Genomic DNA, 21,632 nt, shown 5'->3' with positions numbered 1-21,632 from the left:
GCCCCTGAACAGATGTGGCCAGGCAGTAGCAGACTCAGCTTTCGTAGTCAGCTTGCATCACCTTGAGGTGTTTGATGCTGGATTCAGAAAGCAGCCGTTGGCAGATAACGGCAAAGCCCAGCAGTAGCAGCAGCACCGGCTGGAAGACTTGCGCCCCCAGGCCACGACCAGAAGTCCGCCGGCCAGACCCCCGCCGGCGATGGCAGAGTTCCACGTCGTCACTAACAGGGACTGGGCCAGGTCGACCTGTTCCCCCGCGACTTGCGCGAGTGAGGTCTGAAACAAGGTGGCTGAACCACCGAAGGCGAATCCCCAGACTGCCAATGCTGCCAAGGCCAGCGACGAGCCGCCCCAGCATCAGAACAGCGCCGCAGAAGAGCAGAATGCTCGCCATCGACAGGCGATGCAGATGCCGGTCCACGAACAACCCCGTCAACCAGATGCCAGGCAATGCCGCAATACCGAATACCAGCAACGCCAGGTCGATGCGGACATGCACTCCACTGGCCGCCAGAAAAGGCGCGATGTAGGTATAGAGGATGTTGTGGGCAAGCACATAGAAGAGCACCACCATCAATACTGCCAGCACGCCGGGCGTGCGCATCACGGCAGCAATGGGCTTGCGCTGTTTCTGGTCCTGCCCCGGAAAATCCGGAAGCCGCAGCCACATCCACAGCCATAGCAGCAGCGCAAGGGTACTGGCCAAGCCGAAGCACCAGCGCCAACCCCATGCCAATCCCAGCCAACCGCCTGCGGGAACGCCCAGGGACAAAGCCAGCGGCGTGCCAGCCATGGCCACGGCAATGGCGCGACCACGGAACTGCGGTGCAACCAGGCGAGTGGCGTAGCCCGCCAGCAGCGCCCACAGCATTCCCGCAGCCATACCTGCCACGATGCGCGCAGCCATGATGAGCCTGAAACTGTCCGACAAAGCCGTCACGCTGTTGGCCAGCGCAAAACCCAGCACGGCAGCCATTAACAGCGGGCGCCTGCGCATGCTGCGTGTCATCGTCACAAGGGGAATGGCAGCCACCAGCGAACCGAATGCATAGGTGGTCACGGTCTGGCCGATCCAGGCTTGAGAGACTCCCAGGTCTTGTGCCATCTGCGGCAGTAGCGCGGCGGGCAAGGCTTCAGTGAGGATGGTGATGAATGCAGCCATGCTCAAGGCCAGCAAGTTCGCCCAGGGCAGACTTTCTTGAGAGGTAGAAGCGCTCATTCTTGAAGGCTCCGGTAAACCGCATCTCGCAATGCAGATACAAAACGGCCCGACATCCCCTCATACAAAGTGTTGGTCATGGCAACCACCGTCAGTCCCCGGGGACGGTCCACCCACCAGGCATGCCCGTAGGCACCACCCCAGCGCCAGGTGCCACGGGACTCAGGTGACTGGGCCAGTTCCGGGTCGCGCAGCACGGAAAAGCCCAGGCCGAATCCCAGGCCGGGGCCGGCGGCAAGCTCCTGCCCCTGTATCTGGTCCCGTGCCATCTCGGCGACCAGGTGCTCGGGCATCCAGCCATCCCGACCTGTGCGCAGTGCCTCCAGCAGACGCAGCAAATCATCGGCAGTGCCCACCATGCCGGCGCCGCCGGAAGGAAATGCGTGCTCATCAAAAGCGCGTGAAGGGCTGTAAGTAATACCCACCGTGCCTTCGAAGGGCGCCACGACCTCGCCCTCCTGCAAGCGATGGGGCACCGGGGCGCCATTGACGTAAGCCGTCGCCATACGCGCCGCATCCAGGCAGGTGAAGCCGGCATCGACCATGCCCAGAGGGCGCGTCACCAGCGTCTCGATGGCCTGCGGCAAACCCATGCCGCACACTGCTTCAACCACCGCGCCTAGTACATCCACGGCCAGGGAGTAGCACCAGCCAGTGCCAGGTGCATACAGCAGCGGCACGCTGGCAATGCGGCGCAGATTCTCCTGCAGGTCGATGCCGCTCGCATCCATGCCATCCGATACACCAGCCCGCGCGTACGGGGCGTATGCGTCAGGTTCCAGAAAGCGGTAGCCCAGGCCTGAGGTGTGGCTGAGCAGTTGGCGCACCGTGATGTTCGTCTCACCGCCATCGGGAAGCCGGGGGCGAAAGGCTGGCAGCCAGGTCGTGACGGGCTCGTCCAGCGCGATGCGTCCCTGGGCCACCAACCGCAGAACGGCTGCGCTGATCACCGGCTTGCTGGCCGAAGCCCAGCGGAACACCATGTCTTCCGACATTGCGATGCCTGCCTCACGGTCGGCCCAGCCTGCGGCCATGCGGCACAGCATCTGGCCGTGCTGATAGGCGAGCACTACGGCGCCCACCAGGCGCTGCTCGGCAAGGGCTTGGTGCACTGCATCGGTCACCAGTGCCGACGGCTCGGAAATGGGGTGCTGCACGCTTCTTGTAGGCGTGCAGGAAAGTGAAGAAGTCATCGGATCACAGTCCTCTTTGCTTGGAAGCCGTGACCTTATGCGGCATGTAATCCGAGAAAAAGTAGGATAGAGTTCCGATCTTCAAGGACGAATATGTCCGCAATCAAGAGACACATTGCCGAAACGCAAAGTAGCGATGCATGGATAGCCTCAACGCATTTACGGTGTTTGTACAGGTCGCCGAGACTCGAAGTTTTGTCGCGGCCGGCCGCTTGCTGGGTGTCTCCGCTTCTGCGGTAGGCAAGAGCGTGGCGCGCTTCGAGGAAAAACTGGGCGTGCGCCTGTTTCATCGCAGCACCCGCAGCATCGCACCTACCGCCGAAGGCCTGCTGCTGCTGGAGCGCAGCAGGCGCATTCTTTCAGAGATCGAAGCGGCACAGGCAGAACTGTCTCAGGCCGCATCGGCTCCAAGAGGGCGCTTGCGTGTGAGTCTGCCGCTGGTGAGTACCCTTGTGCTGCCGGTGCTTGCCGATTTCATGCACGAGTATCCGGATATCCAGTTGGACCTTGATTTTTCAGATCGTCTGGTTGATGTGGTGGAAGAGGGCTTCGATGCCGTGGTCCGCACCGGAGAGCCTGCCGATTCCCGTTTGGTGGCGCGCAAGCTCGGTCATTTCAAGATGGTGCTGGTTGCGTCTCCCGAATACCTCGCTATCTATGGCAGTCCGAGCAAGGTGCAAGACCTTCAGTCCCACCTCTGCCTGCATTTCCGTTGGCCTCATAGCGGCAAGCTGGAGGCTTGGCCACTGCCTCCAGAAGCCGACGGCGAGCCCCCGAAACTACCGGTATCCATGGTCTGCAACAACATCGAGACGCGTGCATGTTTTGCCCTGCAAGGGCTCGGCATTGCCTGTCTGCCGGACTTTGCCATTCGGGAGGCGCTGGCCGACGGAAGGCTGGTGCGTGTAATGCCTGAGCAGGTGCAACGTGAGGGGGTCTTCCACATTTTGTGGCCGGCAGGCAGACATGTTTCGCCCAAAGTCAGAGCCTTGGTGGATTTCCTGTGCTCGCGGGTGTTTGCCTCCAACTGATGAGCAGGAGTGTCTCGGTCCAGGCAAAGATCTGGCCTGAGATTGCCCCACTGGACCGGGTTTTTTTCGGGCTCATTGCTATGAGGCCTTCTTTCACCAAGCTTGTCTAAAACTCCTGTCGGTTGTTTGACCACTCGCACAGCAGCTCTAGGCTGGTGCTTTATGTGAGATCTGCATTTCCGTACTTCAGCACTCGTTTACCGAATGAAAAGTCACCTGGTGAAGGAACTCACAGGCATTGGCAGGCGTGGCTCTTCCCATCGGTAGTTCTTGCTCAGGACATTGCGCTCAAGGGATTGGCTGCTCCAGCGTATATCTAGCAGATCCGCGATAGTCCATGCGGCCCAATCGGAGCGGAAGGGCCTCTGTGCAACGTCTTCAGGCAGGTTTGGCGAAGAGGGGGCGCGCCAGATAATCGCGGGAATACGGTAGCCGGCCTCGGTGCTCTTGCTGTGTCCCGCATGGTTGCGGACATGGCCCACTTCCTGTCCATGGTCGGATAGATACATCCACGCCACCTTGCCTTTTGCCAAGGCCGCCGATTGGGTGAGGCGCAGCGTCTCCGCCACCACATAATCGTGATACAGCAGCGCCGCATCATATTCCTGGCGTTGCCGGCGCACCCATAAGGAGGTGCCCTTGTTCTTCAGCGATGCATCAATCGCATCTGCTTCATCATCAAAGGGATTCTGGCCCTTGGGGTAGCGCAGGCTGTAGTGCGGGTGGGCGCCCAGCATGTGAACCACGATGAACTTGCGTTCGGAAGGCGCATCAAGAGCCGTCTTCAGCTCATCAACCATTTCCCCGTCCAAAGACACAGAGGAGCGCCCGGGAGTGCGATTCACCATCTGCACGATATCAGCCAGCCTGGCATGCTGCTGCTCGATTCCAACATCGTCGTGGTTGCTGATCCACCAGACCTTGTAGCCTGATGCCCGAGCAAGCGCGACCAGATGATGGGACTCAGTCGAGCCCGGGGCGCCGAAGCCAAACAAGTTGCGCACTGCGGGCAGAGTACTGGCATCCACAGACCATGCATTGCGCAGCACTGTCATCTGGGCCCCTGAAATCCTTTGATGCTCCTGGAGCTTGGGCGTTGTCTGCCTGTCATAGCCATAGAGCGACAGGTTGTCACGATTGATGCTTTCACTGAGCACCAGCACGACGGTGGATGGCCCGGCGTTTGCCAGCAAAGGCTTTGCTTGGATGGCGTGATTCAGAAGTCTTGCACGTTCCTCATGCTGGTTGGCGAGGCTGGCTTTCAGTTTTTGAGCGGAGTGAACCCATTGGGTCCAGAAAATCGCAGGATGCAGCCGGCGCCAAGGCTTGCTGGAATAGGCCAGCGCACACACAAGGGCCACGATCAAGGAAAGCACTGCCAGCCTTCTGTCTTTGCGCAAGGCAGCCAATACAGTTCGCCCTGTGAGATGCCACACCAGCAAAGCAAGCAGGGCAAGGCCGCAGCAGATCAGCGCGACACTGCGCCAGTGCATTGACAGATATTCGGAGCTTTCACGCCAGTTGGTATTGGCCATTGCGCCAATCACCATGGCGCCCTCTGGTGACGACTGGTACAGCTCCATCAGATAGGCACGCATGGTGCCGTCCAATGCAAAAAGCATTACCCAGACAAAAGAAAGCCAACGTCGCGCCTTGAGCCAGGCAGGGCTGCGCATCGGCCAGGTCAGACCGATGAGCACAGGCACCATGAGTATCAGCAACTGTGCAACACGTCGGCCGTCATGCCCAAGAACAATGAAGAACAGGGCAATGGCGGCTAGGCCGCTTAGCGCTGACCAGGAGACGCGCATGCCGTGAGACGCAGAGGAATCACCGGGGATGGATGTTTGGGACAAGACACTTAACTCATGAAGTTCCACTACCGCAGCAAAATGCTTTTCAAGCATTGGAGGGGTGATGGCTTCACTCCCCGAGGTTTCTTGCTGCATCGAACGCAATAGCTTTTCGACCTGCCTTGTGAATCAGGTGGGCGAATACTTCTGCGGAGTTATGTGTCTTTGGTGCTGAAGTCGGCGCTAGCGGCGCGATCCTAGCATTTTTTGTTTCATCGCAAAGCGGCGTTGGGCGAAGTTGGCGATGCCCGAAACGAATTGCCAATCAGGGGCGCTAGCGTAGCTCGGAATCTGCAAAAAGCGTCCATTCAGGCCGCTCTGTGCCAGGAGAGCGCGCTCCACGACAGCTCGCGCCTGAGGAGGATTGCCTCAGCTCGAATGCCTTGGAACGTCTCATTGACTAGGCATTCATGCAGAGGCCGGGAATTGATGGAGGCACTCGGCATGAAGCCGAGTTGAGCGTCGACCCGCTGGAATTGCGCTCCATGGCAGTTATTGCCAGCGGCTGGATCAAGCACGCGGGCCGATTTCGAAGGACGTTCTGGTTGATGCCGGTTGGCACTCCGAATTATTTGGAGAGCTTGGCGATGGCGATTTCGGCGGCCCTGTTGATGTGCTCCCTGGCGGCTTTCTCGGCTGCATCCGCATCTCGACGCAGCAGGGCCTCGACGAGTGCTTGCATCTCGCGGGCCGTGGCTTTTTTTCTCTCTGCCGAGCTAATGGTCATGGCACGCAGTCGATTGATTCGCGCGTTCAGGGATTGCACCATTTCCCAAGCCATTTCAAGGCCGCAGCCCAGAAACATCAGCTCATAGAAAGCGGTGGTTCTCTCCATGACCAGCACAAATTCACCGCGTTCAAAAGCGTCCTGAATGCTCTGGTTGCGCATCGACAGCTCTGCAAGCGTCTCTGGCGTGGCTTTTTCCGCGCAAATGCGTGCAGCCTGTCCCTCCAGAAGTGCGCGCAGATCATAGATCTGCCGAGCACGATTGGCATCAAGGGTTGCGACAACCGGCCCTTGATGCGAGATGGTTTCGACCAAGCCTTCAGACTCCAGCTGGCGCAAAACCTCTCGCACCACTGAACGGCTGACGTCCAGCAGGTCGCAGAGCTTTCTTTCCACCAGGCGCTCCCCGGGCGCGAAAAAGCCGCTGAAGATTGCTTCACGCATCTTCTCCAGCGTCAGCTCTCGCAGTGTTTTAGCCGACCTATCTACTTTGAGCGAAGGCGTGGGGGAGTCGAGCACAGGTGTTCCTAATTCAGATCGCCATGGCACAACGACTTGATGATCAGATAGTCGTCGATTCCGTAATGTGATCCTTCACGCCCGAATCCAGACTGCTTGATGCCTCCAAAAGGCATTACTTCGGATGAAATAAGCCCGGTGTTGATGCCAACCATGCCGCATTCTAGTGCCCGTGCGACGCGCCATGCTCGGGCATGGTTCGAAGAGTAGAAATAGCCTGCAAGGCCGAACTCTGTCGCATTGGCTTGCCGAATGACGTCTGCTTCGTCTTCGAATCTGACGACCGGTGCGACCGGACCAAAGGTCTCTTCCTGCGTTACCAGCATTTGCGCCGTCACATCTCTGATGACTGTTGGCTCAAAGAAGTTCTCTCCTAGCGAGTGAACACCGCCACCGACGAGTACCGTTGCGCCTTTGGCGACGGCATCGCGGACATGTGAAGCGGCTTTCGCTACGGCCCTGGAATCGATCAACGGTCCGATATCCACGTCTTCAGCGCCATTGCCCACGCGAAGCTTGCGAACCCTGTCAGTCAGTTTCTCGACGAATTGGTTGTAAACGCTGGCATGCACATACAGGCGATTGGCGCATACGCATGTCTGCCCGGCATTTCTGAACTTCGAGTTCATGGCCCCCGTGACGGCCAACTCCAGATCCGCGTCATCGAAGACGATGAATGGCGCATTGCCTCCTAGCTCCATGCTGAGGCGCTTGACAGTATCCGCAGACTGCCGGATGAGCAGCTTGCCGACATTGGTTGATCCTGTGAAAGTGATTTTCCGGACTAACGCGTTGCTGCATAGCTCGCGTCCGATCGCGACTGGGTCACCCGTGACGATGTTGATGACGCCTGCCGGCAGGCCTGCAATTTCCGCTAGCTTGGCCAAGGCCAGCGCTGAAAGCGGTGTCTGTTCAGCGGGCTTGGCGACTACGGTACAACCGGCAGCCAAGGCGGGCGCCAGCTTGCGAGCCAGCATTGCACTCGGAAAATTCCAGGGCGTTATCGCGGCGACAACGCCGACTGGCTGCTTCACGACCGTGAATATACGGCTGGCCTGTCCGTCAGGAATGAGGTCGCCATTGATGCGCTTTGCCTCTTCGGCAAACCACTCTACGTAGGCTGCTCCATAAGCGATCTCTGAGCGTGCCTCGGCAATGGGCTTGCCCATTTCTTCGGTAAGGAGCTGAGCAAGCTCCTCCGTATGCTCGATGATCAGATCAAACCAGCGGCGCAGAAGACCGGCTCGCTGCTTGGGTGAGGTGGCAGCCCATGCTTCGCCTGCGGCGTGTGCCGCTTCGATGGCCAGCCGGGTTTCCACTTCCTTCAATAGAGGAACGCTGGTGATCTGCTCGCCCGTGGCAGGGTTGTGGACAGGAATGGTTTGTTCGGCACCAGTCCATTGCCCATTGATATAACAGAGGTCTTGCTGTAGTTGTGCGCGGCTCAAATGCGTCATGATGGGTCTCAAAAAAATGGCCCGAATACGGGCCGAATATTGAAAGCACTAGGGCGTGCAAACTGCACTTGCCGGAGATTGGCTGGCCGGCCTATAGGCTGTATCGACAGTCTTATTGGCTCAGGCGGTCTGTGCGATGAAGCTCAGCAGGCGCTCATTGATCTGTTGCGCATCGGTCAAGTTCATCATGTGGCGAGCACCCGGAACGATCTGGGCCTGGGCCCTGGGAGTGATCGCCGCCATCGCCAGCGACATGGCGGGGCTTGAGTTGGGGTCGAATTCTCCTGTCATGAAAAGAGCCGGTAAGTTCAGACTTGGAAGCCTGCTCGAATGAACATCATCAGAGGTTGCAAACAGCTGATACGCCCGCGCATAACCAAGTGCATTGACATCGCTGAGAATGTCGCAGGAGAGCGCAGCAACATGCCTCAAATGCTCCGGCACTGGCTCTCCGAACCAACGTGCAAGCGTGGAGTCAACCGTTGCTCCCACTCCATGCCGCTTTAATGCCTGGGCACGCTCCAGCACTGCCGCACGTTGCTCTTGCGATCGCTGAAAAACAGCATTCAAAGCCAGCAGCCGATGAGTGCGCTCTGGATAGGTGAGGGCGAACTCGATGGCGACCAGGGCTCCCATGGAATGCCCAACGATATTGGCCCTTGGAATGCTCAGATGCTCAAGCAATTGCAGCAGCTGCTCTGCGAAGCTGGACAATGGCACGCTATCCGGCGGCAAGGCGCTTGCGCCGTGCCCCAGCATGTCATAGGTCACCACAAGGTGATTGCTGGCAAGAGCCTCTATCTGGGGCTGCCAGGAACGCTGATCCATTCCTACACCATGAATCAGCACGATAGGCTCGCCTTCGCCGTAGACCCGATAGGCGGTTCCGGCGAACTGACGGCTCTCTGATGAATTAGACGGTTTCATTAGAGCCCAGTGCTGCCAGGTCCTGGTATCGGTCACCAATCCGGTGGTGGGGGCGGCCACCGATCGAAGCACCCAGGGCGACGACGATTTCGTCAGGGCCCGGCGCGTCGTTGATAGCGAACTGCAAAGTGAGGTAGTGCGACCGCATGCCTTCGTCATCCTTGTGCATCATGGGAATCGCGACAGAGCAGTTGGGGCCGCCACGCACATTGGTAAAGCTCAGGTAGCTCTTGGCGCCGACGGCCTTGCGGTAGAAATTGCCGAAGTGCAAGGTATGAATGAGTGCGGATGCATGCTCCACCTCGCCGTTGACGCCAACGACGGCAGCCTTGCCGTAGGCTTCGATCAGACTCGCCGACCCTGCAAGTGCCACGATGCGATCGGTGAGCTCCTTGCCAAGAATGGGGGCAATTTCCAGGATTTCGGGCTTCAGGTTTTCTTCGAATCCGCGGCCGGCCCAAGGATTGCGCAAAACAGCTGCCACACCAAACATTTGCAGGGGAGTGGCGACATTTTTACCGCCTTCGATGAAGGTGTCTTCACGATACTCGACGATTTTCCGGACGCCAATGCTTTGCAGGTTCTTCATTTGTGATTCTCCAGGAATATTACTGAGGCTTGATATCTGCAGCCTTGATGACTGCACGGTATTTTTCAGACTCAATGGATAGGAAATTTTTCAAATCGGCGGCTGATTTCCCAGAGGCAATAACACCCTGGTCCGCCAATTTCTTGATGACCTCTGGATTCGCCAATACCTCTTTGGATGCGGATTCCAGTTTTTGGACGACAGCCTCATTGGTTTTTGCAGGCACGAACAAACCGAACCAGACGCCGAGGTCCACAGCTTCCAGGCCAGGGACTTGTCCGATCGCGGGAATATCTGGAGCCAGAGGGGACTTCTCACGGCTAGTGAGGCCGTAAGCCTTGATCTTTCCGGACTTGATGAATGTCTGGGCTGCGGTCAATGTCGCTACACCCAGCTCGATCTGGCCGCCCATGATGTCAACCAAGGCTGGCGATGCGCCTTTGTATGGCACGTGGGTGATTGAAGTCTTTGCCTTGATATTGAACAGTTCACCTGCAACCTGCATGGGGGTGCCATTGCCTGCCGAGGCGAAATTCAGATGATTCTTTTCATCCTTGGCATACGCAATAAGCTCTTTGATGTTGTTGGGTGGCAGAGATTTCTTGCCCACCAGAACCATAGGCCCTGTGCCAACAAAAACAACGGGCTTCAGATCGCGTTGACCGTCATATGGCAACGAAGGGTTGATCAGCTTGTTGATCAAGACCTCCGAGCCGGATCCAAGCAGGATGCTGTATCCGTCTGCGTTGGCCCGCACAGCTCTCTGCATGCCCAGCACGCCACCGGCACCGGCATAGTTTTCCACGATGATGGACTGGCCCAGCTTCGCGCTCAGGTCAGGAGCAATGGTTCTCGCAATGATGTCCGAACTGCCTCCTGGTGCGAATGGCACGATCAAGGTAATGGGCCTTTCCGGATAGGCTGCCAGCACGCTGGCGGCGGCGCCCGCGGCTGCTCCAGAAATAAGCAGTCGACGCATCGAGTGCAAAAGCCAGGCTCTGCGGCCTAAGGTTTGCGTTGTCATGTCATGTCTCCTTGGTCTGTTTATAAGATGGTATACCAACATACAAAAAATGAAAAGAGCAGAAGATCAGGGTTTTCTAGGGGATCTGGGGTGAGGTGGACTCAGTTGGGCAGCCTCACATACAGGAAAGTCATTCCAGGCAGGAGATTCCGTGCCGTCCTGCAATGTGTTTGGACGGCTCCTGCCGAGCCGTGAATGCCTTGCTGCTCTGGGGGAGATGCGTTTGAGCGTGATTGACACAACCCAGGGGCTGCTCAGATGTTCATTTCCTTGAACACTTCCGAGGCCACTCGGAACGAGTCGATGGCGGCCGGTACGCCGCAGTAGATTGCCGTCTGGAGGAAAACCTCCTTGATCTCTTCCTTGGTCAAGCCATTGTTGATGGCTCCGCGTACATGAAGCTTGAGCTCGTGCGGCCGGTTCAACGCAGTGATCATCGCCAGGTTCAGCAAAGAGCGTGTCTTTCGATCCAGACCAGGGCGATTCCACACATCACCCCAGCAGTACTGGGTTACCAGTTCCTGCATGTCGATGTTGAAGTCGGATGCGTTCTTGATAGAGGCATCCACGTATTCCGAGCCAAGCACCTCGCGGCGAGTGGACAGACCTTGGTCAAACAAGGCTTGGTTCTTGGGAGAGTATGGACGGGTCATTGAGTTTCCTTGATAAGTAGCGTGGACAACAGCCGGAAGAAGCTGAAGTGCTGCATTGTCTGATACTGCGAGGAAATGGTCGTACGCATGATGAGGCGTCTTCGGACACGGCTGTGTGCATGTGCCTGTGTTTTTGGGAGAGACACTGTCCGATGCATTTGCGCATGCAGGCGCTGCACTTCAGCCCAGCTCTGCGCCGCGCGTGTGGCATACAAAGAGAAGCTCGCATATGGGTCCCCGTCTCCTTTGCTGCGAGCCCGAGTCTGATTGCCGGCAGCGGAGGGAGTATGGGTTTGTTGCTCCTTGGACTCCTCGAGATGGCCCTGGCTCGTCACATCAAGCGTTCGAGGCGTCATCGATATAACGATGATCAGATGGCATCGTCAACTGGTGAACATGGCAGAGCCCTTGATTAGCCAATAGCTTGTCCGCCTGCGCCGTGGATGGGGTTCTGCAGTGGTGCTCAAGACCTACAAGCTGCCGAAGAACCTGTGCCAATTCGCACAAAGCAGGCGGATTTCACAGGATTTCGTTGTGCTATAATTTTCGAAGCACAACATCGTCACTTCCAGTAAAGGCAATGGTTTGCGGCAGATTTTGCAATGAAATCATGCGGTTAACGTTGTGCGGGCGTCGTTCAATGGTAGGACTCTTGCTTCCCAAGCAAATAACGTGGGTTCGATTCCCATCGCCCGCTCCAGCTTTGCCTTTTTAAAACAAAGACTTATAGCGATCTTTGTTTTTTCGGGGGAGTTCCTGGGGAGTTTTGTCCGATAAAGGACTCCAGCTTCGCCTGCTCGATATCCCCCTGACCGTCGTCCAGCCACTTGGAATAGACGTTCAAAAACATCTCCACCGAATGCCCCATCTGCTTGGCTGCATAGGCCGGCGTTGCACCTGCCATAAGCAGCATCGTCGCATAGGTGTGGCGCATATGGTTGGGCGGGCGGTAGCGAATGCCCAGCGCCTTAAGCATCGGCACCCAAAAAGGGTTGCGAAACCGCTTGTCATCTGCCCAGGGCTCGCCATGCGTCGGGTCGGCGAAGATCGTTTGTGAATCCTTGGGCGCGGCCTGGCTTATGACGTCGCTGGCCAGGCTGCCGAGTTGTGCCCTCGGGGTCTGCTCTTTTTGCCTTTCCAGCGCATCCAGGGCACGGCTGTTCAGGCTCACGAGGCGGGCCTTGTTGGTCTTGGTCTGCTTGCGCAGACCCTTGACGACCGCCTCATGGATCAGCACCTGCTTTTTGTTCCAGTCGATGCTGTGCCAGCGCAGGGCCACCATCTCGCTGGTGCGCAGACCTGAGAAGAATCGGAATGCAATCAGATTGGCGACCGTGGGCGCAAATTTGGCACGCGCGTAGTCGATGATCTGCTCCACTTCCTCACGGTCGAACGGGTCGGGCGGCTCCCGCTGCCACTTGGCGCTGGGGACCGCAGCGACCGGGTTCTCGCTCAGCAGTTTGTCGAGCACGGCCAGGTCCATCGCGGATCGGAGGGCCGACACATAGTTGTTGACGGTCTTGCCGCTCAGATCCGGTCGGGTCTTGATGGCGCGCAGAATGTCCGAATGCTTCAGGGCCGAGACCTGCTTTTCGCCAATGAAAGGCTTCCAGAACTTGACCGCGCTCAGGTAGCCCGCCAGCGTCGAATTCTCTGCCACCTTCACCGACAACCAATGATCCAGCTGGTGGGCCACGGTCGTGCCGGCGGCCACCGTGCCGCCTTCCGGAAAGTACTCGCGCATCACAAAGTTGCCCGCGCGGATCTTGAGCTTGATCTCGGCAAGCAGCCGGATGGCGTATTTGATATTGGCCGGCGTTGGCGCAATGGCTTTGCCCTCCACCAGGAGAGTGCGGCGAATGCGCTCTCCCCGGTAGGCGAACGAGAGCCGAATGCCGCTCTCACGGATCTCTACACCCCGCGCATTACCCATTTCTGGACTCCTTCACGGTCGATAAAAATGTGCGAGTCGGGCGACCTGAAGTACTCGCGCCGCTCGATCCAGACACCGCTCTCGATCTTTCGGCGTATGGCTTTCTCGGTGAAGCCTGAGATGGCCGCAAAAATCTTGATGGTGACAAAGCGATCCGGTGCCAGAAAGACCGGTGGCGGCTGGGTGGCGGTCAGAAAAGAGTCCATGTCATACCTCCTGAAAAAGAAGAACCCTGCTCAGTGGCAGGGCTCGGGGTTGCTTGATCGATTGCGTGGGTCACATTGCGTGCTGCGGGGGTGCATGCCGCGTTGAAGCGCTGGCAGGCTCCTGCCTGCGCGCCGGCACCAGCGCGCAGTGAATGACGCGTGCATGCACCTCGCTGCGCGGCGGGCGGCAGGCCAGCGTGTGGATGCGGGCACGCTCCAGCTCCACCACCAGGGCGGCGCCGGGCAGCAGCGCTGCATGGTGCTCTTGCCAAAAGCGCTGCGCCGCCACGCCCGTCCAGGTGGCACGCCATGGCTCGGTATGGTGCGGGCCCAGGCGGTCGAGCAGCAGCAACTGCAACTGAAAGGCCCCGCACAGCGCCGTGCTGGCCTGCGGCGGGGTGCGGCTGAGGAAAAGCGTTCCGGTATGGCGCATGCATGCCTCCTGTCTCGGCAATGAAAAAAGCCCGCGCGGCGTGGACCGGGCGGGCTGGGTTTTGAATGAAATCAGGCTCTAGCGTTGATGCATCAAGCGCTGGTAGCTATGAAATTGATAAGCCTACTGTAGCTGCAGGCGGCCTTGCCGGCCGGGTTGATCGGGCTTAGCGGTTTGGGTGGGCTGGGCCTGCTTTAGCGCCTGCAGCTCGGCACGCGTGGCCATGCGCTGGGTGCAGGCTGCTGCCAGTCGGGCCAGCGTGGTGTCGCTCACGATCAAGTCGGTGCGCACGGCCTGGGTCAGCTGGGCCAGCGTCATCACCATGGCACCGGCCTCGATGGGCTGCACATAGGGGTTCATTGCACCGCCCGCGCCGCGGGTAAAAGACAGCAGCATGCGCGTGGAGTGGGGCGGTTCGCCTTCCAGCATCACGGCATCAAATACGGCCTGATAGACCTGCAGCGTGGCTGCATGGGCCAGCTGGTGGGCATGCTCGACGAGGTGAACGTCGCGTTGAGGGGTGCCATAGCCGCCAGTCTGGCGAATGCTGGGCAGCACCTCGCTGGTCACCCACTTGGCAAACTTGCGCGCCTCGGGTTTGCGGCTGCGCAAGACAAGGGCGTAGAGGCCGGACTCGCTGATGATGGTCAGCTTGCCGCCGCCATTTCGACTCGCACTATTCGTTATGGTCGAGCGTTCATCATCGTCAAGATGATCTCCGATTGCTTTGCTTGCGTTGCTGTATCCGAGGGCTTCGCATATGTCGCTTGCGACGAACCAGGGCTGGTGGTCACGCGTGATGACGCGAACGGCATGTCTGCCGAAGTTGAAAGGAGTGATGTCAGCCATGACGGCCTCCGAAGGTTGTGTGCTTTGCTACAACCACCGCCGCTCGCTTCCCAACAAATGGCGGTGACTCGAAGGGGTAGGAAGACCGGACAACCCTGCGGCAAACCGGCGAGCCTCGCGGCTCCCCCTCCGAGCCACCATAAAACTGGGGCCACAGACGACAAAGCCGCACGACTGCGGTTCAGGTGCGGCTTTGTTGTCACCGCAAGATTGTTTCGGGCTTCCCAACCCGATCACGCTTTACTGGCGTGACGCTGTGGAGTGTAGCGGAAGCGATGCCTAGGCGCAAAAAAGCCCGCGTGTGCGGGCTTGTGTGATTGAGGTGTTTAAGTTGGCTCTGCTTCTGGCTCGTTATCGCCTCGAAGCTCATTGAGCAGTTGTCGGGTATTGGCTACAACCCTTTGTATAGCTGGCTCGGGGTCATCCGCGTATCGTTTCACAATTTCCTCAAAGGTCTGGATTGCTTCTTGTTCTTTACCCAGCTCGGCGAGCGTAAACCCCTTATTACCTATCGCTCTGGCGGTCTGTTCGCGCAGGTTGGGGTCGTCGTCGTTGCCATAGATTCGTGCAATATATTCGGATAGTTCAATTGCTTCTTGTTTTTTACCCAGCTTACCTAAAGCAACACTCTTGTTTACCAATGCTCTGGCGACCGAATCGCGTAGGTCTGGGCTGGTTTCCTTGTCATAGCGCTGCTGAATCTGGTTATACAACTTGACCGCTTCTTCAGTGCGGTTCATCATATCTAAAGTAATGGCACGTGCAAAAATAAATTCTGCATTTCTTACTGCGCTAACAGGGACAGTGTCAGCTATATCGATAGCTTTTTCGAAACTGATCAATGCTGAATCAAAACGTTTTGCATTGAATTCATTGAGGCCGCGAACGAAGTGATCCTCAGCTGTGAAATCGTTTTCTGGTTTTGATTTTAGGGCTTGATTGGCATCATTGACTGTTTGCAGGTCTTCATCCGATGGCTTCGATGGTAAAGAAGGGTCTGAGGGAATAATTTTTAATTGGGCTGCGATGGCGATTTTCTGTCCGTCCTCATCCATCTTCTTCTTTGTTTTATTTGCGTGCTCCTCCACCTCATTTTGGATGGCGCTCACCCTATTTCGAAGCTTATCGATTTCATCAGTGAATTCAGAGCCGTTATCTGCAAACCATTTTTTGGATATCTCTTCGGCCTCTTGTTTGGCGCGTCCTTTCGCTGTGAAGTAAGTGCCTAAGTTGATCACGAAAGTAACCAATGTGATCAAAATACCGAAAAAAGCTATATAGATACTTAAGTCACTGATTCTCTTGTCTTGCATGTCAAGCTGTTTACTGCTGACTTGCGTAAAAACAGCAAAGTCATTTGTCAGCTTCTGGGTCTGCTGTTGCAGCTGCTTGATATCTTCTTGCTGCTGCGGAGCCGTCGCCTGGAGTGTTTGAACTTGCAGTTTCAGCTGCTGAATCTCAGTCGGCTGTTCGGAGGGCTGTGCCGCAGTGGCTGTAAAAGTCAAACATAAGCTGAGGCTCAGCAGAAATTGAAGCATGTCTATGTGGTTGGTTGTCTCTCTTACCGCAATTGTAACGAGGTAGTGTTTGTGCCTTAGCCTGACCGGTTTGCAGCGCTCTCTACAGCCTTGCTGCTAGGTCGTTTGCTCTCTAGTGAGGTCGTGCACAAAGCGTGCAGACAAAAGCATCGCTGTCGGTTGCTGTGCAGTACAAGTCCACCAACTGCCGCAACTTGAATCCGCCATCAGAATTCAGTACATCCGAAATGGCGTTGTCGTCAGTCACGATTGCAGAGAGGGAGTCCATGGCAGTCTTTGTGATGCAGCGCGGCTTAAATAGTGAATGGATAGTGGGTCCTACTAGGACTTCACTTCAATTCGCATGATTTCAAGTGCGAAGACTTGACCAAGCCGTATTCCGAAAGTCCAGAGCCAGCCAACCCAGCCAAAGACAGCGAGGCTGATGAGCATGCTTGACCAACTGTGAACTAGCTCCCATTGAGTGCGTTGCTGTTGTCTGGCCCGCCAGTGATCTCGCTCCTTCCGCGAGATAAGCAGGCCTAGCATCTGTATGAGGATGAGCAGGTTGACCAGCCATACCCAGATATGAGCGGTTTCGAGCAGGCGCTGGGCTGTTGATGCTTGCCATTGGTTGGCCCATACGATGGTTGCAAGCACGCACCAGTCGACGAGGTTCCAGATGATGGGCTTCATGAGATTCTTTCCTTGCTGCAAATGAAAAAAGCCCACGTGACATGTGCTGGTGGGCTGAGCTGCTGACTGATGCCACAATGCAGCGTGTAAGCAGATGTGGATCGACAGATCTTGAGAACTATTTAAACGATTTAAAAATTCATGAACGTCTTGAACCTGCGGCAATCGATTGATAGATTTTTTGAACAGCTTTCTTTTGCTGGCTCATTTATAAATGGTCTAAAAGATCTATCAGTATATTTGGAGAATTCATCGGGTTATTTTGATGAGATTTCTGCACCTGATACAAATAGAATTAATAAAGCGGGGGAGAAACTATATCAACACTTTAAGAATCTTCCTCAGCTCACTGTAGGGATTAGTAATAGGCAATTCTTCAAAGGGCTTGAGCACTTTCAGATCGCTCTGAAAACATTGAAAGAAGATTGGTCAGCAGATGAGCAGCCATTTGATGGTTTGCAGCGGCATATCGAAAATTTTGCTGAATTATATGATATTTATCTTGGCCAGCAGATACCATTGAACGCTCGGCGATTGCTGGATTCTGCTCAGCGTCTAAGAATAAAAATTTCTATTTTTATCGAATTTTTATCATCAGTTCGTGAAGCGGTTGGCCCGCAAGAGGTTCCAAGTAGTCAAGATTCTAAAATCTCTGTTATTCTCCCAGAGCATTTCAGCCTCAAGGATTTTGCAGAGCGCTTGCTTGCGCTTCAATCCATTTATTCAGAGCTTTGTGCGTTGTTTCAAGTGTCGGAAGTTGACCATCCACTGCGCATTGGAAAGGTGGAATCAGGAAGCCTCTGGGCACTGCTTTTTGGAAACACCAGAATTGTTGAGATGATGGCGTCGTTTATTGAGCGAAGCGCTTCTTGGGTTTACCGCAACTACACGACTGAAGGAAAGCTGAACGGACTGCCGAGGAAGGTTGAAGCGATCGATGCATTGCTTGAGCTAACCAAGCGGATGGAAGAGTCCAATATCGATGTTTCGGGGATGAAGCCCAATATAGAAAAGGCAGCGTTGACGCTTTCAAAGGATTTGACGACCTTGATTGACGGGCAGCCGAATATCACAGTAAACGATGAAAAGTTGTCTCTTCATGACGCAGTGAATCAAGCACTTTTGGAGGGACGCGCAGTACGTTTATTGGGGTCTAAGGCCTCGGGCACTGCTGCCGAAGAGTCTCCATAAGAAACTGGGCCTGCTCACCCGCCAGTCGCACCAGCTCGTCGCGGTCTGAGGTGTCGGTCGTCAAGGCTCGTTAGTGATCAAAAAAAGCCCGCCAGGTCTTGAACCTTGCGGGCTTCTGTTTGAGTAGTGCCTTCTGAATTTGTGAGCACGTTGCGCTTGCTCTAGCTGCATTTGAAAGTAGTTTGCTACCGATAGCTTTGCTGGGGTGGCGGTAGCTGCTTTGCTTTCCATAGCGCGAAGCAGGCGACTGCGCTGGCGGTCGCGGTGCTGCAGCTCGTGCAGCACGGTGTCGATAGGGCGCCGGCTCTCAAGCCCTGGACTGCAGTCATACCGGCCCCATAATGCGCCACCCATTGCTATCAAGAATTTGGCTTCTATGTCTTCCAACGGCTTTCACGTCCACGGCCCGCACGATCACGAACTCGAACATGCCGCGCAGGGCGAACATGGCGCAACCGCCCACCACGGTATCGGCGGCGGCAGCCTGACCAACCAGATCGCCATGTGCACCGCCGTCATCGCCACGGTGGGCGCCATCTTCTCGTACATGGGTGGCGCGACCCAGGCCAATGCCGGGCTGTACAAGAACGACGCAGCCATCAAGAAGACCGAGGCGGCCAACCAGTGGGCCTTCTACCAGGCCAAGAGCACCAAGCAGTCGATGGCCGAGTTCGCGCGCGATCTGGTGGCCACCGAGGACAAGCGGGCAGCCTACCAGGCGAAGGTGGAGCGCTACGAGAAGGAAAAGGACGACATCAAGCGCGATGCTGAGCGTCTGGAAGCGGAGGCCCGGCAGTGGGACGAGCAGTCCGAGATGCAGATGCACCTGCATCACCGCTGGGCCCAGGCCACCACGGCACTGCAGGTCTCCATTGCTCTTGCCGCCATTGCACTGCTGACCAAGAAGAAGTGGCTCGAATACGGAATGCTTGGCGTGGCCGCGCTCGGCCTGGCCGTGGGCGGACTGGCGATGCTGCATATCTAAAGCGTTTTTCACGATCTGCTGAGCAGTAGCGCCAGGAACGCGACTCCTTGGTGATCAACAAAGCCCACCGGGTCTTGAACCTTGCGGGCTTTTGTTTGGGTAGTGACTTCTCAATTTGTGAGCATGTTGCGCTTGCTCTATCTGGATTTGAAAGTAGTTTGCTACTGATAGCCTTGCTGGACTGGCGGTAGCCGCTTTGCTTTCCATAGCGCGTAGCAGGCGGCTGCGCTGGCGGTCGCGGTGCTGCAGCTCGTGCAGCACGGTGTCTATCGGATGCATCGGCAGGAGATCCCCAAGCCCAGGTGGCCCAGCTCGGCAAAGCCATGGTCAAACGCTTCGGCGGCGCTGCGGGCAATGTGATGGATGGAGACGCAGCCGCATTTCAGAACAAAGATGCGCATGGCGACTGCTCCTCGAAAAGCGGTAGGTTCAGGTGGTTGGTTGTGCCGGCGCGCACGCGGCTGATGGTCATCAGAGCCGGGCCATGCTGGCTGCGGCGCCGCGGCTTGCTGGCCGCAGCTGCCTGCTCGGCCGCAGCTGCCTGCTCGGCCGCGATGCGTGCGCGGGCCCTGGCGAAGGTGTCGGCAATGTTGGTACTGGCCGAATTGCTGTACTGAAATGCCGCGCTGGTGATCGGCACGCTGGGCAAGGTGGGGCGAGCTGCTTGCATGGGTTCTCCGGTTGAGGGCAAAAGAAAAGCCCGCTCAGCGGTTGCTGGCGGGCTTGGGGGTGGAAAGTGCCGGTGCCCTGGTGGGCATGTCTAGGGAAGTGATACAGAGGGAGGGAGGAGGTTTTCCTGGCCCGGAGAAAGGGAGAGTGCTAGATGCTGTCGCGTGCAACTACTCAAACTGATGTGGAGTGCTGCTACAGTCGCCTTGCTGGCGATATCAGATGCATGTGGTCGTTGTGGCTTTCGTCCTTGATGAAGCCGTCTAAAAATACAAAAGATGAAATCAGAGATTTTCACCCTAACCGGGGTAAGGTTCTTGGCTGCGTTCTCAATATTGGTCTTCCATATTGATATGAGATGGCCGCTTTCGAGTAATGTTTATCTGAAGAATATAATAAGCCAAGGAGCAGTCGGAATGACTTTGTTCTTTATGCTATCCGGCTTTATATTGGCTTATAACTACGCAGATAATTCCATAAATTTTAAGAAATACATAGTTAACAGATTCTCGAGGATTTATCCTGTGTATATTCTGCTTAGCATCATTTCCATACCATGGATAGGCATAAATTTCACTGATGCTTCATTTAAAAATTTATTTCAAATAATTACTTTAAATTTTATAAATTTATTTGCGCTTCAAGCTTGGTTTCCAAATTTATTTAATTATTGGACTTTTGGTGGGACTTGGTCGATCTCTGTGGAGATTTTCTTGTATGTGATGTTTCCACTTTTGGTTAATCTAGCAAAAAACTTCACAAAAAAACATATCGCCCTGGGTGTTGTTCTGCTTTGCATAATTTCTGCTTTACCTGGGCTGACTACTTACTTATTTAGTCCGCCGCAGTTTGGGGTTTTTTATGCGATGCCTATCTTTAGATTATCGGAGTTTATTATTGGAATTTTTCTATATAAGCTATACATACTGAAGATCCGTGTTCCCTACCCGAATATTTTTTTGTTTGTTTCGACATTGACTTTCTTCACTTACTTGGCGCTTTTTGGAAGTGAGCTGCCTCAGTACATTGGACATAATTTTATTGTTATTCCATACATAGCTCTGATTCTGTACCTGGTTGCAGCGGAGAAGACATTTATTTCAAGTATTCTTTCTAGTAGAGCCTTTAATTTTTTAGGAAGAATTAGTTACTCCTTCTACTTGCTTCAAATATTTGTTCTGTTGTATTTAATTGATAACAGAGATTTTATTGTGGAAATGATTCCGCTGCTTTCAAATAATATCTTGCTACTGATTTGTGTTACGATAATTTTGATTATATCTTCGACGGTTTGTTATTATTATGTTGAAGAGAGATATAGGGTAATTATTAAGAAAATTGCAGATTCACCTCAAATTAACAAGAATAATGTCAAACGCTTCTTTCAAGGTTCTTGACAAGTAGCTCATTGGAGTAGAGGAATGCCGCGCTGGTGATCGGCATGCTGGGCAAGGTGGGGCGGGCTGCTTGCATGGGTTCTCCGGTTGAGGGCAAAAGAAAATCCCGCTCAGCGAATGCTGGCGGGCTTGGGAGATTGGCGGTGGCAGCCATCGACTGGCGCAGACCGTGAAGAAAGAGCCGATGCCCTTGCAGGCGTGCCAGAGGAAGTGAAGTGGAGGGAGGAGATGCCTCTGGCTCGGCGAAAACCGTTCAAACCGCAGCGCCCTGGTGCAAGGCGCTCTGGTTTGGCCCCGATGCGCTCGGGGAGGGCGGTGCCGGGATTCCAACCGGCGTTGCCGTTCTTGCTTTTGGCCGCATTCGCCTCACCCTTTTGACCGTGTACGCCCTTTGGCGGCTGGATACGGCAGGGATGCCGCGCAGTGCAGCGACCGTGCCCGCTGATGCGATGAAGCCCGGGGACGCTCCGCGTGGGTGGAGCGAACGACATGGGCATACGACTTTTGAAAGACCGGGCCTGACCCGGCCGATGCCGTGGCGCCCATCGCGTCTGCAATCTGCTG

At 55.8% G+C, this 21,632-nt stretch carries 19 protein-coding genes, 1 tRNA gene and 1 pseudogene; 5 read left to right on the top strand and 16 right to left on the bottom strand.

The features are described from left to right. Window positions 1-34 precede the first annotated feature (34 nt). Window positions 35-1,219 (bottom strand): annotated as a pseudogene (locus tag F3J24_RS02240) (MFS transporter). Continuing rightward, window positions 1,216-2,412, bottom strand: a complete 1,197-nt coding sequence (locus F3J24_RS02235; RefSeq protein WP_167002339.1) for a serine hydrolase — start codon at window positions 2,410-2,412, stop codon at window positions 1,216-1,218. Before F3J24_RS02235 ends, F3J24_RS02240 begins: the two are co-directional and overlap by 4 nt. A gap of 140 nt (window positions 2,413-2,552) precedes the next feature. Here F3J24_RS02235 and F3J24_RS02230 point away from each other — a divergent pair, with 140 nt between their 5' ends. Then, window positions 2,553-3,443, top strand: a complete 891-nt coding sequence (locus F3J24_RS02230) for a LysR family transcriptional regulator (RefSeq protein ID WP_167002337.1) — start codon at window positions 2,553-2,555, stop codon at window positions 3,441-3,443. 212 nt (window positions 3,444-3,655) lie between these two features. On the opposite strand, the gene F3J24_RS02225 is transcribed toward F3J24_RS02230, so the two are convergent. From F3J24_RS02225 to pcaC, 7 genes are all read right to left on the bottom strand, one after another. Further along, on the bottom strand, window positions 3,656-5,392 hold the full coding sequence (locus tag F3J24_RS02225; protein WP_240154212.1) for a phosphoethanolamine transferase: 1,737 nt from the start codon (window positions 5,390-5,392) through the stop codon (window positions 3,656-3,658). Window positions 5,393-5,864: 472 nt separating this feature from the next. Further along, window positions 5,865-6,542 carry a GntR family transcriptional regulator gene (locus tag F3J24_RS02220; protein WP_370527702.1) on the bottom strand — a complete coding sequence of 226 codons (678 nt, stop codon included), beginning with the start codon at window positions 6,540-6,542 and terminating at the stop codon, window positions 5,865-5,867. An 8-nt stretch (window positions 6,543-6,550) separates the two neighbouring features. Further along, a complete protein-coding gene (locus tag F3J24_RS02215) occupies window positions 6,551-7,999 on the bottom strand; it encodes an NAD-dependent succinate-semialdehyde dehydrogenase (protein ID WP_167002335.1) in 1,449 nt (482 codons plus the stop codon). 120 nt (window positions 8,000-8,119) lie between these two features. Then, window positions 8,120-8,926, bottom strand: coding sequence for an alpha/beta fold hydrolase (locus F3J24_RS02210; RefSeq protein ID WP_167002333.1), 807 nt, complete (start codon window positions 8,924-8,926; stop codon window positions 8,120-8,122). Next, window positions 8,913-9,515: an amino acid synthesis family protein gene (locus F3J24_RS02205; RefSeq protein WP_167002331.1), complete on the bottom strand. Its 603-nt coding sequence runs from the start codon at window positions 9,513-9,515 to the stop codon at window positions 8,913-8,915. The genes F3J24_RS02210 and F3J24_RS02205 overlap by 14 nt, the downstream gene beginning before the upstream one ends. A 19-nt stretch (window positions 9,516-9,534) precedes the next feature. Further along, window positions 9,535-10,539 (bottom strand): tripartite tricarboxylate transporter substrate binding protein, encoded by a 1,005-nt coding sequence (locus F3J24_RS02200; RefSeq protein ID WP_240154211.1) that lies wholly within the window; start codon window positions 10,537-10,539, stop codon window positions 9,535-9,537. A gap of 254 nt (window positions 10,540-10,793) precedes the next feature. Beyond that, entirely contained in the window at window positions 10,794-11,192 is a 399-nt protein-coding gene (gene pcaC, locus F3J24_RS02195) for a 4-carboxymuconolactone decarboxylase (protein ID WP_167002329.1), read from the bottom strand. A 626-nt stretch (window positions 11,193-11,818) separates the two neighbouring features. On the opposite strand from pcaC, the gene F3J24_RS02190 reads away from it, so the two are divergent. Continuing rightward, window positions 11,819-11,892 (top strand) — tRNA-Gly (locus F3J24_RS02190). A gap of 24 nt (window positions 11,893-11,916) precedes the next feature. Here F3J24_RS02190 and F3J24_RS02185 read toward each other — a convergent pair. The 6 genes from F3J24_RS02185 to F3J24_RS02160 all read right to left on the bottom strand — a co-directional run bounded on the left by F3J24_RS02185 (window position 11,917) and on the right by F3J24_RS02160 (window position 16,826). Then, window positions 11,917-13,125, bottom strand: a complete 1,209-nt coding sequence (locus tag F3J24_RS02185; RefSeq protein WP_167002327.1) for an Arm DNA-binding domain-containing protein — start codon at window positions 13,123-13,125, stop codon at window positions 11,917-11,919. Then, window positions 13,104-13,331: a hypothetical protein gene (locus tag F3J24_RS02180; protein ID WP_003054634.1), complete on the bottom strand. Its 228-nt coding sequence runs from the start codon at window positions 13,329-13,331 to the stop codon at window positions 13,104-13,106. The genes F3J24_RS02185 and F3J24_RS02180 overlap by 22 nt, the downstream gene beginning before the upstream one ends. Before the next feature lie 70 nt (window positions 13,332-13,401). Further along, window positions 13,402-13,764 carry a hypothetical protein gene (locus F3J24_RS02175; protein WP_240154210.1) on the bottom strand — a complete coding sequence of 121 codons (363 nt, stop codon included), beginning with the start codon at window positions 13,762-13,764 and terminating at the stop codon, window positions 13,402-13,404. Window positions 13,765-13,887: 123 nt separating this feature from the next. Beyond that, window positions 13,888-14,613, bottom strand: a complete 726-nt coding sequence (locus F3J24_RS02170) for a Bro-N domain-containing protein (RefSeq protein WP_167002325.1) — start codon at window positions 14,611-14,613, stop codon at window positions 13,888-13,890. A 326-nt stretch (window positions 14,614-14,939) separates the two neighbouring features. Then, window positions 14,940-16,151 carry a tetratricopeptide repeat protein gene (locus F3J24_RS02165; protein ID WP_167002322.1) on the bottom strand — a complete coding sequence of 404 codons (1,212 nt, stop codon included), beginning with the start codon at window positions 16,149-16,151 and terminating at the stop codon, window positions 14,940-14,942. Between the two features lie 321 nt (window positions 16,152-16,472). Next, a complete protein-coding gene (locus F3J24_RS02160; protein ID WP_167002320.1) occupies window positions 16,473-16,826 on the bottom strand; it encodes a hypothetical protein in 354 nt (117 codons plus the stop codon). Between the two features lie 141 nt (window positions 16,827-16,967). Between F3J24_RS02160 and F3J24_RS02155 the strand changes: the two genes are divergently transcribed. Both F3J24_RS02155 and F3J24_RS02150 read left to right on the top strand, forming a co-directional pair. Further along, window positions 16,968-18,017 (top strand): hypothetical protein, encoded by a 1,050-nt coding sequence (locus tag F3J24_RS02155; RefSeq protein WP_167002318.1) that lies wholly within the window; start codon window positions 16,968-16,970, stop codon window positions 18,015-18,017. 376 nt (window positions 18,018-18,393) lie between these two features. Then, entirely contained in the window at window positions 18,394-19,002 is a 609-nt protein-coding gene (locus tag F3J24_RS02150; RefSeq protein ID WP_167002316.1) for a DUF4337 domain-containing protein, read from the top strand. A gap of 382 nt (window positions 19,003-19,384) precedes the next feature. On the opposite strand, the gene F3J24_RS02145 is transcribed toward F3J24_RS02150, so the two are convergent. Next, window positions 19,385-19,672 (bottom strand): hypothetical protein, encoded by a 288-nt coding sequence (locus F3J24_RS02145; protein ID WP_167002314.1) that lies wholly within the window; start codon window positions 19,670-19,672, stop codon window positions 19,385-19,387. Window positions 19,673-19,949: 277 nt separating this feature from the next. Here F3J24_RS02145 and F3J24_RS02140 point away from each other — a divergent pair, with 277 nt between their 5' ends. After that, on the top strand, window positions 19,950-21,068 hold the full coding sequence (locus F3J24_RS02140; RefSeq protein WP_167002312.1) for an acyltransferase: 1,119 nt from the start codon (window positions 19,950-19,952) through the stop codon (window positions 21,066-21,068). The last annotated feature ends 564 nt before the right edge of the window (window positions 21,069-21,632 follow it).

Source organism: Comamonas sp. Tr-654 (assembly GCF_011752915.1).
In the GTDB taxonomy this organism is placed as follows: Bacteria; Pseudomonadota; Gammaproteobacteria; order Burkholderiales; family Burkholderiaceae_C; genus Comamonas.
Note: the sequence above shows the minus strand (reverse complement) of the source record. Positions and strands in the feature narration are given on the sequence as shown.